This is a genomic window from Myxococcus hansupus (genome assembly GCF_000280925.3).
In the GTDB taxonomy this organism is placed as follows: domain Bacteria; phylum Myxococcota; class Myxococcia; order Myxococcales; family Myxococcaceae; genus Myxococcus; species Myxococcus hansupus.
Window position 1 is genome coordinate 5817627 of the sequence record NZ_CP012109.1, and the last position, 14166, is coordinate 5831792.

The 14166-nt window shown below is 70.0% G+C and carries 14 protein-coding genes; 6 read left to right on the plus strand and 8 right to left on the minus strand.

The window, feature by feature from the left end; genetic code table 11:
- Nucleotides 1-40 precede the first annotated feature (40 nt).
- Nucleotides 41-841 carry a hypothetical protein gene (locus A176_RS22510; protein ID WP_002637132.1) on the minus strand — a complete coding sequence of 267 codons (801 nt, stop codon included), beginning with the start codon at nucleotides 839-841 and terminating at the stop codon, nucleotides 41-43.
- Nucleotides 842-929: 88 nt separating this feature from the next.
- Between A176_RS22510 and A176_RS22515 the strand changes: the two genes are divergently transcribed.
- Complete coding sequence (locus A176_RS22515) at nucleotides 930-1661, plus strand: hypothetical protein (protein WP_002637133.1); 732 nt, start codon at nucleotides 930-932, stop codon at nucleotides 1659-1661.
- Nucleotides 1662-1838: 177 nt separating this feature from the next.
- On the opposite strand, the gene A176_RS22520 is transcribed toward A176_RS22515, so the two are convergent.
- Entirely contained in the window at nucleotides 1839-2780 is a 942-nt protein-coding gene (locus A176_RS22520) for an acyl-CoA dehydrogenase family protein (RefSeq protein ID WP_002637134.1), read from the minus strand.
- A gap of 516 nt (nucleotides 2781-3296) precedes the next feature.
- On the opposite strand from A176_RS22520, the gene A176_RS22530 reads away from it, so the two are divergent.
- Nucleotides 3297-3683, plus strand: a complete 387-nt coding sequence (locus A176_RS22530) for a hypothetical protein (protein WP_002637136.1) — start codon at nucleotides 3297-3299, stop codon at nucleotides 3681-3683.
- Nucleotides 3684-3823: 140 nt separating this feature from the next.
- On the opposite strand, the gene A176_RS22535 is transcribed toward A176_RS22530, so the two are convergent.
- Entirely contained in the window at nucleotides 3824-4495 is a 672-nt protein-coding gene (locus A176_RS22535; protein ID WP_002637137.1) for an SET domain-containing protein, read from the minus strand.
- 95 nt (nucleotides 4496-4590) lie between these two features.
- On the opposite strand from A176_RS22535, the gene A176_RS22540 reads away from it, so the two are divergent.
- Complete coding sequence (locus A176_RS22540) at nucleotides 4591-4965, plus strand: DUF423 domain-containing protein (RefSeq protein ID WP_002637138.1); 375 nt, start codon at nucleotides 4591-4593, stop codon at nucleotides 4963-4965.
- Nucleotides 4966-4973: 8 nt separating this feature from the next.
- Here the strand turns inward: A176_RS22540 and A176_RS22545 are convergent, their stop codons facing one another.
- A complete protein-coding gene (locus tag A176_RS22545) occupies nucleotides 4974-5282 on the minus strand; it encodes a hypothetical protein (protein ID WP_044890687.1) in 309 nt (102 codons plus the stop codon).
- Between the two features lie 58 nt (nucleotides 5283-5340).
- On the opposite strand from A176_RS22545, the gene A176_RS22550 reads away from it, so the two are divergent.
- Nucleotides 5341-6630, plus strand: coding sequence for a metal-dependent hydrolase family protein (locus tag A176_RS22550; protein ID WP_002637140.1), 1290 nt, complete (start codon nucleotides 5341-5343; stop codon nucleotides 6628-6630).
- A gap of 70 nt (nucleotides 6631-6700) precedes the next feature.
- Here A176_RS22550 and A176_RS22555 read toward each other — a convergent pair whose 3' ends face one another.
- Both A176_RS22555 and A176_RS22560 read right to left on the minus strand, forming a co-directional pair.
- Nucleotides 6701-8101, minus strand: coding sequence for an amidohydrolase family protein (locus A176_RS22555; protein ID WP_002637141.1), 1401 nt, complete (start codon nucleotides 8099-8101; stop codon nucleotides 6701-6703).
- Between the two features lie 126 nt (nucleotides 8102-8227).
- The gene (locus A176_RS22560; RefSeq protein WP_002637142.1) at nucleotides 8228-9175 is read right to left on the minus strand and encodes a 1-phosphofructokinase family hexose kinase; all 948 of its coding nucleotides are present in this window, start codon (nucleotides 9173-9175) and stop codon (nucleotides 8228-8230) included.
- 229 nt (nucleotides 9176-9404) lie between these two features.
- Between A176_RS22560 and mug the strand changes: the two genes are divergently transcribed.
- Entirely contained in the window at nucleotides 9405-9905 is a 501-nt protein-coding gene (gene mug / locus A176_RS22565) for a G/U mismatch-specific DNA glycosylase (protein WP_044890686.1), read from the plus strand.
- A gap of 132 nt (nucleotides 9906-10037) precedes the next feature.
- Nucleotides 10038-10625: a GAF domain-containing protein gene (locus tag A176_RS22570; protein ID WP_002637145.1), complete on the plus strand. Its 588-nt coding sequence runs from the start codon at nucleotides 10038-10040 to the stop codon at nucleotides 10623-10625.
- A 21-nt stretch (nucleotides 10626-10646) separates the two neighbouring features.
- On the opposite strand, the gene A176_RS22575 is transcribed toward A176_RS22570, so the two are convergent.
- Together A176_RS22575 and A176_RS22580 are read right to left on the minus strand one after the other, a co-directional pair.
- On the minus strand, nucleotides 10647-11480 hold the full coding sequence (locus tag A176_RS22575) for a 3'(2'),5'-bisphosphate nucleotidase CysQ family protein (protein ID WP_002637146.1): 834 nt from the start codon (nucleotides 11478-11480) through the stop codon (nucleotides 10647-10649).
- 36 nt (nucleotides 11481-11516) lie between these two features.
- A complete protein-coding gene (locus tag A176_RS22580; RefSeq protein WP_002637147.1) occupies nucleotides 11517-13973 on the minus strand; it encodes a sensor histidine kinase in 2457 nt (818 codons plus the stop codon).
- Between the last annotated feature and the right edge of the window lie 193 nt (nucleotides 13974-14166).

Below are 14166 nucleotides of genomic sequence, written 5' to 3' on the forward strand. Positions count from 1 at the left end.
ACGCCGTCCGGCCCCGCCGCCACTCCCGAAAGTCACCGGCCTACCGGGCAACCGGGCGTTTCGCCGGAGCCTGCGCCGGGAGGATGGTGGTCGCCGGCCGAGCCCCCGGGGCCGCGTCCAGGAAGGTGCCCAACAGCACCCAGCGGCGGCAGGACGCCTCCCGCCCCTTCCGGGCCAGCAGCGGCGTCGTGTAGTGCCAGAAGGGCAGCCGGTATACGGTGATGCCGCCCACGGTGCTGACGCGGGTCATCTCCGAGAGGTGCCCGTCCTGCGCGTAGACGAGGTACTGGTGGTCCACGCCCGGCAGCGTGAGGCTGATGTGCATGTCCACATAGCCATCGCGGGCCTCCTCTTCCTCGGGGTGGTGGTCGTTGTGGGGGCCGGAGTAGTCCCCCGGGCCGTAGCAGAGCGCCTGGATGCCCCACTTGCGGCGCAGCGCCCGGCCCGTCACGGCGGCGGCGAACCCGGCGAAGGTGTCCGAGCGCAACATGTCCGTGAGCCCCACGGACTCCGCAGCGCGCCAGGAGCGGGAGCGGCGGCTCTCCAGCAGCGCGGTGCTCACGCGCACCGTCTTGGGCAGCAGCTCCATGTAGTTCATCGTCTGCCCGGAGATGGAGTCCGCCGGAATCGGGTCCTCCATGGGCACCATCGTCTCCCGCATGGCGGCGTCCAACGCATCGCGGCATGCGACGGCCCGACGCGGGTCGATGACACCTTGCAGTGACACGAAGGGACGGGTCGGGTCGAGCAGCGCGCCCACGACGTCGCGCTCCTTGCCGTCGAGGATGCGGCGACCCCGGGGGGTCAGCCAGTCAGCGAACTCTTTGGGAAAGGCCTTCATCAATTTGGAACATAGCGTCCCACGCAACCTTTACAGCCAACTTGCGATAATCACCGGCAAGCCGATTTTCCCTGGAGACCCCCTGGCCATGTCCCGCATCGACAGCCGCCCCCGCGTCCTCTCGAATCCTTCTTCCACGCCCGCGCGGGTTCAGCCGGAGGCCCAGGCCCAGCGGCCGGCCAGCGCGGCCCGGGTCGCCGCTGTCGGTCACACCCAGGTGAACTCCTTCGAGGGCGCGTCCCGTGCCCGCCCGGCCGCGGCGGCCCAGCCGATTCCCGGCGCCTGGCGCGGCGGCCCGGAGACCGAGGTGGGCAAGGCGGTCCAGTCCATGGTGTCGCGGCTCCAGTCGAACCCGGACGCGAACAACATCACCATCAAGGGTGACACCGCGGCCAGCCTGTTCGGCCGGGCCATCCTGGACAGCAAGCACGTGACGAACGAGCAGATCATCGCCATGGCGAACGTGCCGCTGGAGTCGCTCGCCAGCAGCGAGAAGGAGAAGGCGAAGACCTACAAGAAGGTCCCGAACGTGCGCGACCTGCCGGTGCACAAGTTCACCGTGGCGATGATGTCCGCCGCGACGGGCATCGACCCGCAGAAGCTGTCCGAGGCCGTGCCGGACCTGGGCCTGACGGGCGCGCCCAGCACCCCGCTGCTCTACGCGGCCAAGGGCGAGGGCATGCAGCGCTCCACCGCGCTGCACGACTTCACGGACTACCTGCGCGGCGCGGGCGTCAAGGGCCTGAACAAGGCCGTGTGGGGCGTGGAAGGCCGCATCCTGTCCGCCATCGTCTCCGCCGTGGGCGGCGGGCGCTACTGAGCGCCATCACTGCTTCGCGGTGAGTGAGTGAGCACCGGGCCGGGTCCTCCTTCATGGGAGGCCCGGCCCTTCGCTTTTGGGCGCGCGCGTGGGCCGACGCCTCAGCCGCCCTGACCTGAGGAGTTCTGGCTGCGCTGCCGGGCCGCATGGGCGGCAGCGTGAGCGTGCGGCCGGCCCTCAGCCGCCCTGTCCTGAGGCATCCTGGATGCGCTGCCGGGCCGCCACCAGCCGCTTCGCGCGCACCTTGCCGGCGACGCCGAGCAGCACGCGGTCCCGAGCCCAACGATCCTGGGTGATCGCATCCGTGGAGGCCCAGAGCGGCTCGCACCGCTCCAACACCGCGCGCTTCGTCAGCGCGAGCCCGCCGCCCAGCACGACGTGCGTGGAGTCCGCCATCGGGTCCGCCTGGGACAAGCCACGCATCATCACCGCCAGGGCGAGCAGTTCCTCGCGCACGTCGTCCGGCCAGCCGCTGCGGCGGCCCACCTGGATCAACCAACCCAGCATCGCGAGCTGCACGTGGCAGTCCTCCACGGTGCGGAAGGGCTTGAGGTAGAGCGCGTAGCCATCCCCGGGGAGGACCTCCTCCGGAGCCACCGCCACGTCCTCCAACGTGAGCTCCGCGTGCGGGACCTCTGGGATGAAGGGCAGCTCGGACAGCGGATTCAAACGGACCCCTGCCCGCTTCGCGTCCACGAGCACCATCCGCAGCCGATTGCGCCCCTGGGCATCCTGGCCTTCCGAGGCCACGACGAGCAGCAGCTCCGCGTGCGTGCCCAGAGTCACAAACGTCTTGGTGCCCGACACGCGAAGGCCCGAGCCCGTGTCCACCAACCGCGTCTCGATGGCGTTCGGATGCGCGCCGCCTGGCTCCGTGGCGCAGAGCGCGGTGGTCCGGTCCGCCGGAAGCGACGGGAACAGGCACCGGTGCGCGGCCTGGTACCCCGACGCGAACGCGAACCCCAGCCGATCCGAAAGAAAACCCCCAGCCAGCGCCAGGTCCGCGGACGCGGTGAAGCGGGAGGCCAGCGACTCGTGCTGTCGCCACCAGGTATCGATGGAGTCGAGGACCCGCGGCTCGGCGGGCTCGGAGAGCAGGAAGTGAAGGACGTCGTTCACGACGAGGAGTCTACGCCGGGACGCACCTGTCCCGGAGGACTGGCATCGCCGAAGCCCTCGCATCGCCCACGGGCCGGCCGGAGCATCAGCCCGAGATGGAAACATTGACGTCTGGAAACCCTGCCGGGCAGAGTCCTCGCCGTGCGCATGGGCCGCACCGCTTCGCACCGGGGGGAAGACAAATGTTGCTCGACGGATTCCCCGCTGTCGGAAGGGCCCCTCGCGGACATCGTCACGGAGCCGTTCGGCGCCCGCTACCTTCCGACGGCGTCGGCCTCCAAGACGAAGGCCAAGACGGGCACCTGCTCCTGCCAGCATCGAGACGTCCACACCTCGGCGGGTCGAACCTGCCAGGAATTGCGAGAGAAGGGTGTCTGCTCGGGGCCGTACACGGGAACGGGCATGAACAAGGCGGAGTGCCAGGCTGACGCACGCGGGAATGCCGCATCGAAGTGCAGGAACTGTCTGGGGCACTGCCACTTCACACCCGCGAAGTAAGCGCGGTGGAACCACATCATGACGACGCTCGCGGAAACCACGTTCCTCAATGTCGACCTGATTCTCAAAAGCCAGACAGGCGTGTCCAAGCTCCTGACCGCGCTCGGAGAGTCCATCCTCGTGCTGAACGACGAGCAGGGCTTCGTGAGCCTGGAGCTCGCCGAACAGCCCGCCTCGCCCGAGGAGGCCGTGAACCAGCTCCTGTCGCTCATCGACGCCCTGCCCACCGAGGCCCGAGACGAGTGGGCACAGTGCAACGAGCGGACGCTCGATGTCGGCATCCAATCCGGAGCCTCGCCACACGAGGCGTCCTTCCGGATGTCCTCAACGGTGCTGGCCCGCGCCGCCAACCTGGGCGCGGACGTGGTCTTCACCGTCTACGCATGCCCCGCTCCGTCTCCGTGAGGTAGCGCGGACGGGCGCGGACACCAGGAAGCGCCGCACGTCCGCGCCTCAGCGCGCGTGCCGGACGCGAACGAAGCGTCACCGCGCCATCACAGAAGGCCCGGCCCTCTTGAGGAGGGCACGGGCCATTCACGAGCCACTCAGCCCGCGCGCTTGCGGCTGGGCGACTTCGCCCGCTTCTGCGCCTTGCCGGCACCGGACGCTGACTTCTTCTTCCCCGCTGCCTTCTTCACGCCCGCGTCCTTCTTGCTCCGCGACTTGGACTTCGACACGGCCTTGGACTGGGTCTTCGACGCGGCCTTGGACTTCGACGCGGCCTTCTTCCGGGCGGGGGCCTTCTTCTCCGGAGCCAGGATGGTGCCCCGGCAGTTGGGCGCGCCGCAGCGGCACACGTAGAGGGCCTCGGCGTCGGGCCCCATGTCCGGGGTGCGCTCGTAGCCGTAGTCGTACACCAGCTCCTCACCGGGCTCGATGCTGGTGAGCGCGTAGATGTAGATGTGGCCCTTGTCGATGAGGGCCTGACAGTTGGGCGCACACGAGTGGTTGATGTAGCGCGCCTCGTTGTGAATCGTCCCCGCGTCCAGCACCGTCCGCTTGTCGAGGTTGAACAGGAACGTGTGGTGCCGGCCCATCCCCTCGTCGTCGTAGCGGACGTCCGCCTCATCCTGCGTGATGCGTTCACCGAGGTACTCGATGATGCGCGTCCCCTTGCGGATGCGGCGGATGGCGAAGGCGCCCGTGCCCTGGATGGAGGACGGGTGCAGCTCGAAAGGAAGCGGCTTCGTGGAAGGAATGAAATTGGCTGAGGTCATGCGTATGTGAGCGGTCCGGGAGTTGACGTCGGCCAGGACGCTCCGGCTGCGGCGGTGTAGCGTGCACCAGTCCGACTTCCGATGAAAGGCGCACGATGATGCGGTGGTGGATCGTCCTGGGGGCTGTGAACGCTTTCCTCTCCGTGTCCGCGGGAGCCTTCGGAGCGCACGCGCTGAAGAGCCGGCTGCCCCAGGACCTTCAGGTCATCTTCGAGACCGGAGCGCGGTACCACATGTACCACGCGCTGGGCCTCATCGCCGTGGGGTTGCTGGGGCACTTCCGCCCCTCGTCCCTGCTCAACGGCGCGGGCTGGGCGATGATGGTGGGCATCATCCTGTTCTCCGGGAGCCTCTACGCACTCGCCCTGTCCGGTGTCCGGGTGCTTGGCGCCATCACGCCGCTGGGCGGCCTCGGGTTCCTCGCCGGATGGGTGCTGCTCGCGGTGGCAGCCTGGCGCACCACGAGCTGAGCCCGCGCTCACTCCCTCCAGGGCGGGGGGAGTGGGTAGTACCGGTCGACGTCGTCATGGAGGAAGAAGCCGCAGGCCTCCCGCTGCACGATGAAGCACCAGCGCTGGTACTCGGCGTCCTTGCGCAGGGACTGGTGGCGGGCAATCTGCGCCGCCCGGTCCTTGTCCCGGCGGGACTTGAGCTGGGCCTCCACCTGGGCCAGCTCCGCCAGCAGCGCCTCCATCTTCAATTCCAGTTTCCGAAGCGACGACGCGCGCTCCGTATGGAACTCGGCTTCTAGTGCTTGAAGTGCGTTCGAGCGGTCTTGGAAAGCCATGGCTCTCGATCTAACACCCACGCTTCCTCGCCGCCCGAGCCTGCCTGCTCCCCTGCCCATGCGTGCTCTTCTCTTCGCCTCGTTGCTCGCCACCGCCGTGGCGACCGCCGCCGAACCGACGCACACCACCCCACCGGCCTCGTACCTGCTGCGCCCCGACCGCGTCTTCGACGGCGTCACGCCCAAGCCCCACGCCGGCTGGGTCGTCCTGGTGACAGGTGACCGCATCGTGGCCGCGGGCCCCGAGTCCCAGGTGAAGGTCCCCGAGGGCACGACGCCCGTGGACCTCGGCGGCACGACGTTGCTTCCCGGCCTCATCGAGGGTCACTCACACCTGCTCCTCCATCCGTACAACGAGGCGTCCTGGAACGACCAGGTGCTGAAGGAGTCGCTGTCCCTCCGAGTGGCACGCGCGACCAACCACGCGCGTGCGACGTTGGAAGCGGGCTTCACCACCGCGAGGGACCTGGGCTCCGAGGGCGCCGCCGACGCGGACGTGGGCCTCAAGCAGGCCATCCAGCAGGGCATCATCCCGGGCCCGCGCCTGTTCGTGGCCACCAGGGCCATCGTCGCCACGGGAAGCTACGCCCCCAAGGGCTTCGCCTCGGAGTGGACCGTCCCACAGGGCGCGGAAGAGGCGGACGGCGTGGAGACGCTGACGCGGGCGGTGCGCGCGCAAATCGGCCGGGGCGCGGACTGGGTGAAGGTGTACGGCGACTACCGATGGGGGCCCAACCACGAGGGCCGCCCCACATTCTCGCTGGAGGAGATGAAGCGCATCGTCGACACCGCGCGTGACAGCGGGCGTCCGGTGTCCGTCCACGCCAGCACGCCGGAGGGCATCCGCCGGGCGGTCCTGGCGGGCGCGGCGAGCGTCGAACACGGCGACGAGGGCACCCCCGAGGTGTTCCGCTTGATGGCCCAGCGCGGCGTCTACTTGTGCCCCACCCTGGCCGCCACCGACGCGATGTTCGAACAGCGCGGCTACCGGCGCGGCGTGGACCCGGAGCCCGCCACCCTCCAGCAGAAGCGCGCCAGCTTCCGCGCCGCGCTGAACGCGGGCGTGCCCATGTGCGCGGGCGGTGACTCCGGCGTCTTTCCGCATGGAGAGAACGCGCGCGAGCTGGAGCTGATGGTGGCCTACGGCATGACGCCCGCCCAGGTGCTCCGGGCAGCGACGTCCGGCAACGCGGCGATGCTCCAGCGCGAGGATCGCATCGGGCAGGTGAAGACGGGGCTCCTCGCGGACCTCGTGGCGGTGGAGGGAGACCCGACAAAGGACATCCGCACGGTGCGCAAGGTGCGGTGGGTGATGAAGGGCGGCGCCATCGCCGTGGAGCGTCGCTAAAGCACGGCCACCACGAAGGTGGCGCCCGGTCAGGCGCGAAGCCACCTCGACCGGGCACGTGCCACGGGCCTCACTCCACCGGAGAAAGGGGAACAGGCCCGGGCACCTGACGACCGCGATGCCACACCGACTCGATGCGGGAGAGGTCCTCGATGTTCGTCGACGGGTCTCCCTGGACGACGAGCAGGTCCGCACGCCGACCCGGCTCGATGACGCCCCGGTCCTGGAGCCCGAGCAACTCCGCCGCGTTCGCCGTGGCCAACCGAAGCGCCTGCAACGGCGTCAGCCCCGCCTCCGTGAGCAGCTTCAGCTCCCGGTGCTCCGCGAAGCCCGGGATGCGCACCGGCGTCGCCCCCGAGTCCGTTCCGAAGCCAATCCGCACGCCCGCGTCGTGGAGCGTCTTCACGTTCTTCAAGTTGATGGCCAGCGCCTGCTTGTTGACCGGTGCCGTCTTCCCGTCATCGAGCACACTGGCGCGCCACGCGGGGTCATCCAACTGCCGGGCCAGGTCGGGCGACAGCGCCGCGCGAAAGAAGGGCTCCGCCATCCACGTGGGCCCCTCCGCGTAGAGGTAGAAGGACTCGTTGAGGCCCAGCGTCGGGATGTACCAGGTGCCACGCGCCTTCATCGCGGCCACCAGCTCCGAGTCCACCTCCTGGTCGCGAACGCCGTGCGCCAGCACGTCCGCGCCTGCGGCCACCAGCCGCTTGGCATCCTCCAGGTCATGGATGTGCGCGGCGACGCGCAGGCCGTTCCGGTGCGCCTCGTCCACCACCGCCGTGTAGACCTCCGGCGTCATCTTGTTCCGCACCGTCCCGCCAAAGTCGTCCACCCACACCTTCACGAACGCCGGGTGACGGGTGGCCGTCTCACGCACGTCCGCGCGGGCCGCCTCGGGTGTCGCGGGCCGGTAGAGCTGGTTCTCGACCACCTTCATCGGCGGCGCCCCCTCCGGCACGCCGATGCCCCGGTCCCCGCTGAAGATGGACGCGCCCGGCAGCGTGCCCGCCTCGACCTCCTTCTGGAGCGCGGAGATGAGCGGCGTGTTGAGTCCGAGCGACGTCACCGTCGTCACCCCGTACGACTCGAACCGCACCAACTGCCGCGCGATGTTGTCGCGGTGGTAGTTCTGGCCACCGGCATCCGTGCCCTGCGTCATCCCCAGGTGGGAGTGGTTGGAGATGAGCCCGGGGACCACGGTGCGTCCCGGCAGCTCGAGGACCGTGGCGGACGCGGGAATCTCCACCGCATCCACGGGGCCCACGCGAAGGAGCGTGTCGCCCTGGATGACGACGGACGCGTTCTCCAGCGGCGGGCCACCTCGGCCATCGATGACCCGCACACCCCGCAGCACGGTCACCTTCCCCGCCGCCGCGTCGCGCGGGCCCTGACGTCCCTGGCAGGCCAGCAGCCCTGTCAGGACGCCTCCCAACATGAGCGGAATCCAAGCGCGGCGGAGTGGCGGCTTCATTCAGGTCACCTCGAATGGGGGGTCCACGCGCAACATGTCCGCGACGCCCCCTTCGCGCACCCCGAATGCACGCGGTCCGCTCCACTCCAGGGAATGGAACGGACAAGCGCTCCTTCCCAGGCGCGGCTACGGACGCGGAACCTTCGTCACCGCCACCTGGGTGTAGAGGTGCTCCACGTCCGCGCGGTGGCACAGGTCCGTCCCCTGCGTCAGCAGCGCGGCCGTGCCCGAGGCGATGCCCCAGCGCAGGGCCTCCTCCGGAGGATTGCCCCGCGCGAGCGCGAGCGTCATCCCCGCGACGAAGCTGTCACCCGCGCCCACCGAGCTGTGCGTCTCCACGGGCGGGGGCGCCGCCCGGAACTGGGCCTCACGCGTCGTCAGCAGGGCGCCGTCCGAGCCCATCGACACCGCCAGCAACTCGGCGCGTCCGCGAGCCACCAGCTCCCGTGCCGCGGCGGCCTGCGTGTCGAGATCCTCGGCCGCGACGCCGCTAAGGTCCCGCAGCTCGCGGCGGTTGGGCTTGGCCAGGAACACGCCCTCTTCCAGCGCGGCGCGCAGCGGAGCACCGCTGGTATCCACCACCACGCGCACGCCCAGGCCTTTGCCCAGCCGGGCCACGCGCGCATAGAAGTCCTCTGGCACGCCCGGCGCCAGACTGCCACTGGCGACGATGAACGCGGCGCCCACGGCCACGTCCTCCAGCGCATCGAGGCACCGCTGCCACTCGCGCTCGGACAGCGTGGGCCCGGGCAGGATGAAGCGGTACTCACGCGCGCCCGCGCCCTCCGCCACGGTGAAGCTCTCCCGGGTGGAGTCCCGCAGGGGGATGGAGCGGCGCAAGAGCCCCTTCTCCTCCAGCAGCTCCTCCAACATGCTGCCGGTGGCGCCGCCGCGCGTGTAGACGGCGATGGACTCGCCGCCCAGCTCGCGCACCACGCGCGCCACGTTGATGCCGCCACCGCCCGGGTCCCTGCGCACGGGGCCACAGCGCAGCTTGTGCTCCGGGGTGACTTCCGGCACGGACGTGGCGACGTCGATGGCCGGGTTGAGCGTCAGCGTGACGATGTGGGGCATCTCGAACAGCCTCCTGGGCGCATGGGGTCCAAAGCGCCGAGCCTGCCCCAGCCCGCGCGCCACCGCCAGCCATCCGAGCCCCCGGAGGCTCCGTCCCACGGGCAACACCCCACCCACCGAATGGGGGCTTAGGGGGTTGCCTTCGCAGGTAGGCTCGCGAAGATGCGCCCCCATGACCCAGCTCCGTCGCCCCTCACGAGATGAGTTGGACGCAGCCACCGGCCGCACCATGCCGGACGTCATCGCGCCCCGGCTGCGCGTGCTCTTCTGCGGCATCAACCCCAGCCTCTACTCGGCGGTGGTGGGCTACCACTTCGCGCGGCCCGGCAACCGCTTCTGGCCCACGCTGCACGCCGCGGGCATCACGCCGCACACCTTCCAGCCCACCGAACAGGACGCCCTGCTCGCGCTGGGCTACGGCATCACCAACGTGGTGGACCGCGCCACCGCCACCGCGGACCTGCTGGCGCCGGGTGAGCTGGAGCGCGGCGCGAAGTCGCTCGAGGACAAGGTGGCGCGCTACCAGCCCCGCTTCCTCGCGGTGCTGGGCGTGAGCGCCTACCGCACCGCCTTCGGCCGTCCCAAGGCGGCGCTGGGCCCGCAGCAGGAGCGGCTGGGGGACTCACGGCTCTGGGTGTTGCCCAATCCCAGCGGGCTCAACGCGCACTATCAACTGGATGCGCTGGGCAAGCTCTTCTCCGAGCTGAGACGCGCCGTGGAGCAGGCCTGAAGACTCCGGGTGTGGCTGTGCGGACGGTCGCGCACCGCGGCTTGACCCCTGGGTGTATCCGCGTGCGACGCTCCCCGCACAGGTTCCCCCCAACCTGTCCCGCAACAGGCGCCCCCACATGGAGCAGACACCATGGCCTCGTCCGCATTCGCAGCCATCATGAACGTCTCGCAGCTTCTCCTGGAGAAAGGCTTCGAGCCCTCGACGGTCGCGGAAGCCCTCGGCAAGGTCGGTGTCGCGCTCGACGTCGACCGCGTCTACATCTTCGAGAACGTCACCAGCCCCACCGGCGAGCGCTTGTGCAGTCAGCGCTACGAGTGGACCGCCGCCGCGGCGTCCGCGCAGCTCGACAACCCCGAGCTGCAGGACGTCTCCTACGCGGAGGTCCTCCCGTCGTGGGTGGCCCCCCTGTCCTCCGGCAAGCCGCTCCAGGGGCCGCCCCGGGACTTCCCGTCACCCGCGCGGGAGCTGCTGGAGAGCCAGGACATCCGCTCGCTGCTGGTCTGCCCCATCACCGTCGGTGGGGAGTGGTGGGGCTTCGTCGGCTTCGACGACTGCCGCACCGAGCGCCAGTGGCCGCCGATGGAGGTCTCCGTGCTCCAGGCGCTGTCCAACGCGCTCGCCGGTTCGCTGCGCCACGCCCGGCTGCGCAACATGCTCTCCGGCGTGCAGTCGCAACTGCGCACCATCATCCAGCGCTGTGAGACGACCACGTCCTGACGCGTCCGGCGTCCACGTGGCTCAGCGGAGGATGCCCGACTCGCGGGCGAACTCCGCCACCACCGGCGCCACCCGGTCGAACGCCGCGGCATTGCAGGCCAGCAGGCCGCGGTGGTTCTGCAGCTCCGCGCCGTCGTAGGAGTACGGCGTGCCGCCCAGGTCCGTCAGGATGCCGCCCGCCGCGCGCAGCACCGCCTCCGGCGCGCAGTTGTCCCAGCGGTAGCTCTTGTCGCTGACGTGCAGGTAGAGGTCGGCGGCGGCCTCGGCCAGCAGCCCGCACTTGAGGCCCACCGAACCACAGGCCTGCGAATGGGTGATGCCCAGGCGCTGAGCCACCGCGTCCGTCAAACGCGAGCGGTGGGAGCGGGACACCACCAGCCGCAGCGAGGAAGGCTCCGTCGTGTCCGACACCCGCAGGGCGCGGCGGCCCGTGGCGTCCTCCACGAAGCCGCCCTGCCCCACCACACCCCAGTACAGCCGGTCCCCCACCGGGCGGTAGACGACCCCCAGCGCGGGCTTTCCGCCCATGGCGAGCCCGATGTGGATGGCGAACTCCCCGTTGCGATGGACGAACTCCTGGGTGCCATCCATGGGGTCCACGAACCAGCAGCGCTCGAAGCGGCTCGCGCCCGCGCTGTTGTCGGACTCCTCGGCCACCACGCCGTCCGACGGGAAGGCGGTGCGCAGCGCCTCCACGATGAAGGCATTGGCGCGCTCGTCGGCCTCGGTGACGGGGCCCATGCCCCCGGCCTTGTCCTGGACGGCGAAGGGCGTGGCGTAGACCTCCAGCAGGATGGCCCCGGCCTGGCGGGCGATGCGGCGAGCGGTGTCGAGTTCGGCGTCGAGCGTGTGCATGGGGAGCCTTCAGTCTGCCCCTCCTGTCGCCTCACGTCACTCGGGACGAGGCTCCGGAGGAAGCTCGACGGTGAAGATGGCGCCGTGGCCCGGCCGGCTCTCCACGCGGATGGTGCCCCCGTGGGCCTCGACGAGCCGCCGGGTGATGAAGAGGCCGAGCCCCAGCCCTCCGTAGTTGCGGGACGCGGCGCGCTCGAAGCGATCGAAGATGCGCGCCTGGGCCGCCAGCGGAATGCCCACGCCCTGGTCCTGCACGCGGATGCGGGCGCCACCGTCCGCGCGCGTCACCTCCATCCGGATGGGCGCGCCCGCGCCGTACTTCATCGCGTTGGTCAGCAGGTTGATCATCACCTGCTCCACGCGGAGTCGGTCCCACCGGCCAGGGACGGGCGTGGGCGCCAGCAGCTCGAACGCGCAGCCCGCCCGGGTCATCTGCCCCCGCAGGTGGCCGGTGACGTCGCGGGCCACCGCCGCCAGGTCCACGTCCTCGCGCCGCAGGTCGACGCGGCTCTCGTTGACGCGGGACACATCCAGCAGATGGTCCACCAGGTGGGAGAGGCGTCGGAGCTGGTCACTGAAGACGTCCAGCATGGCGGCGACCTTCTCCGCCGGCACCTGTCCAGAGTCCTGCTTCGCCAACGTGCGCCCGAGCTGCTGCACGCGCAGCTTCATGGAGGTGACGGGCGTCTTCAACTCATGGGAGGCAATCGACAGGAACTCGTCGCGCGCGCGGATGGACTCCTGGGCCTTGCGGTAGAGCTGGGCGTTCTCGATGGCGAAGGCCGCGCGCTGTCCCAGCTCCTCCGCCAGGGAGATTTCGAGCGGGCCATAGGGCCGCCCCACCTGCGCGGAGACGACGGACAACACGCCCAGGAGCGGGCCGCGAGCGCGCAGCGGCACGTGCAGCGAGGCACGCGCCCCGAACGCTCGCACCGAACGCCACCGCGCGTCCTTCAACCCGTCCGGGTCCAGCAACGCCGACGCTTCGGGCGACGCCGCCGAGCGCAGCGTCGCCAGGACTGAGTAGGGTCCATCACGCGCCCCCGGCAGCGGCGGATGGGCACCGAGGAACTCTCGCACGGCACGCCCCCCATCCGGAGCGATGGAGGCCACCGCGACCGGGCGCAGGCGCGTCTCCTTTTCCAACACCGAGACGACGCACAGCGCGCCCAACGTGGGCACCGACAGCTCGGCGGCGCGCTGGAGGGTGGTCTCTGAATCGAGCGACGTCACCAGGGACTGGCTGGCCTCGGCCAGGAACCGTTGCCCCAGCTCCATCTGCTTGAGTTCCGTGACGTCGGTGGAGATGCCGCACAGCGCGTACATCGTCCCGGACGAGTCGATGAGCGGGAACTTCTGCGTGAGGTGCGTGTAGATGCCGTCCGCCAGGGGGAGCCGTTGCTCCCGATGGATGGCCTCCCCGGTGTCGAAGACGGCCTGACTCGACCGGTGAAACCCCTCCGCCAGCTCCGGGGGGAGGACCTCGGTCGTGGACTTCCCGACGACCTCCTGGAGCGGCTTGTGGAAGAGCCGCTCCCATTCGCGGTTCACGAAGATGTAGCGCTCCTGACGGTCGATGATGAAGAAGACGGAGTTGGCGTTGTCGAGGATGGCGCGCATCCGCTTTTCGCTCTCCACGAGCGCGTCCTCCACGCGCTTGCGCTCCGTCACGTCGGTCAGCACCGCGAGCGAGCGGACCACCTTTCCCGAAACATCCCGTTCGGAGATGGCGGAGAGCAGGATGTCGAGCACCTCTCCGTTCTTCTTCAAGATTTGATACGGCACGTCCTTGCAGACGCCCGTCTTGAAGAACGCGGGCAGGACATGCTCCCGCGCATACCGCCGGGACTCCGGGGTGAAGAAGTCCACGGAGCGCCGGCCCAGGACCTCCTCGCGTGAGTACCCCAAGGTGCGCAGCCAGAACTCGCTGACGCTGATGAGCCGCCCCTCGCTGTCGATGGAGTGCATCATCGCGGGGGTGTTCTTGTAGAGGCTCCGGTACTTCTCCTCCTCCTCGCGGAGGGCGGCCTCTGTCTGCTTGATGGCGGTGATGTCCCGGAACACGGAGACCGCGCCGTACGCATCGCCCGCGGGGTCCGTGAGCCTTCGCGAGCCCACCAGCAGCCAGATGCCTTGCGGATGACGCGCGTTGCGGACGTAGACCTCCGCCTGGTCCACGGCCTCGCCATGCTCGAGCGCGCGGCTGAGGGGCAGTTGCTTGACGGGATACGGCGTGACGGTGTCCGGGAGGTAGAGGCCGAAGAACTCCGACCACTGCTCCACCGGAATGTCCTGCGGCGGCATGGCGCCGAAAATCTGCTGGGCCATGGGATTGAGCAGGATGAAGCGGCCGTGCCGGTCCACCACCGAGACGCCATCCCCCATGTTGAGGAAGACGGCCTCCAGGATGCCGAGCGGACTGCCGCCGTCCTCATCCGCCGCCATGCGCCCCCCCGGCCGTGAGGCGTCATCCCGGGCGGAGGGAGCCGACATCGGACTGCTGTCTTCCAGGTGGTCCATCGGGAGGCCGCGGCGAAACTCGAGGAGGCAGCCAGACGCCGTTCGCGTTGGCGTGCCTCCCCTCCGCCAACAACTGCTGGACGTCCTTCCCACCAACAATGTTGCCTCGTGGCCATGCCGCCAAGCCGCCCATTCCGGCGAGGCCATCGCCCGGTAGAGAAGCCCG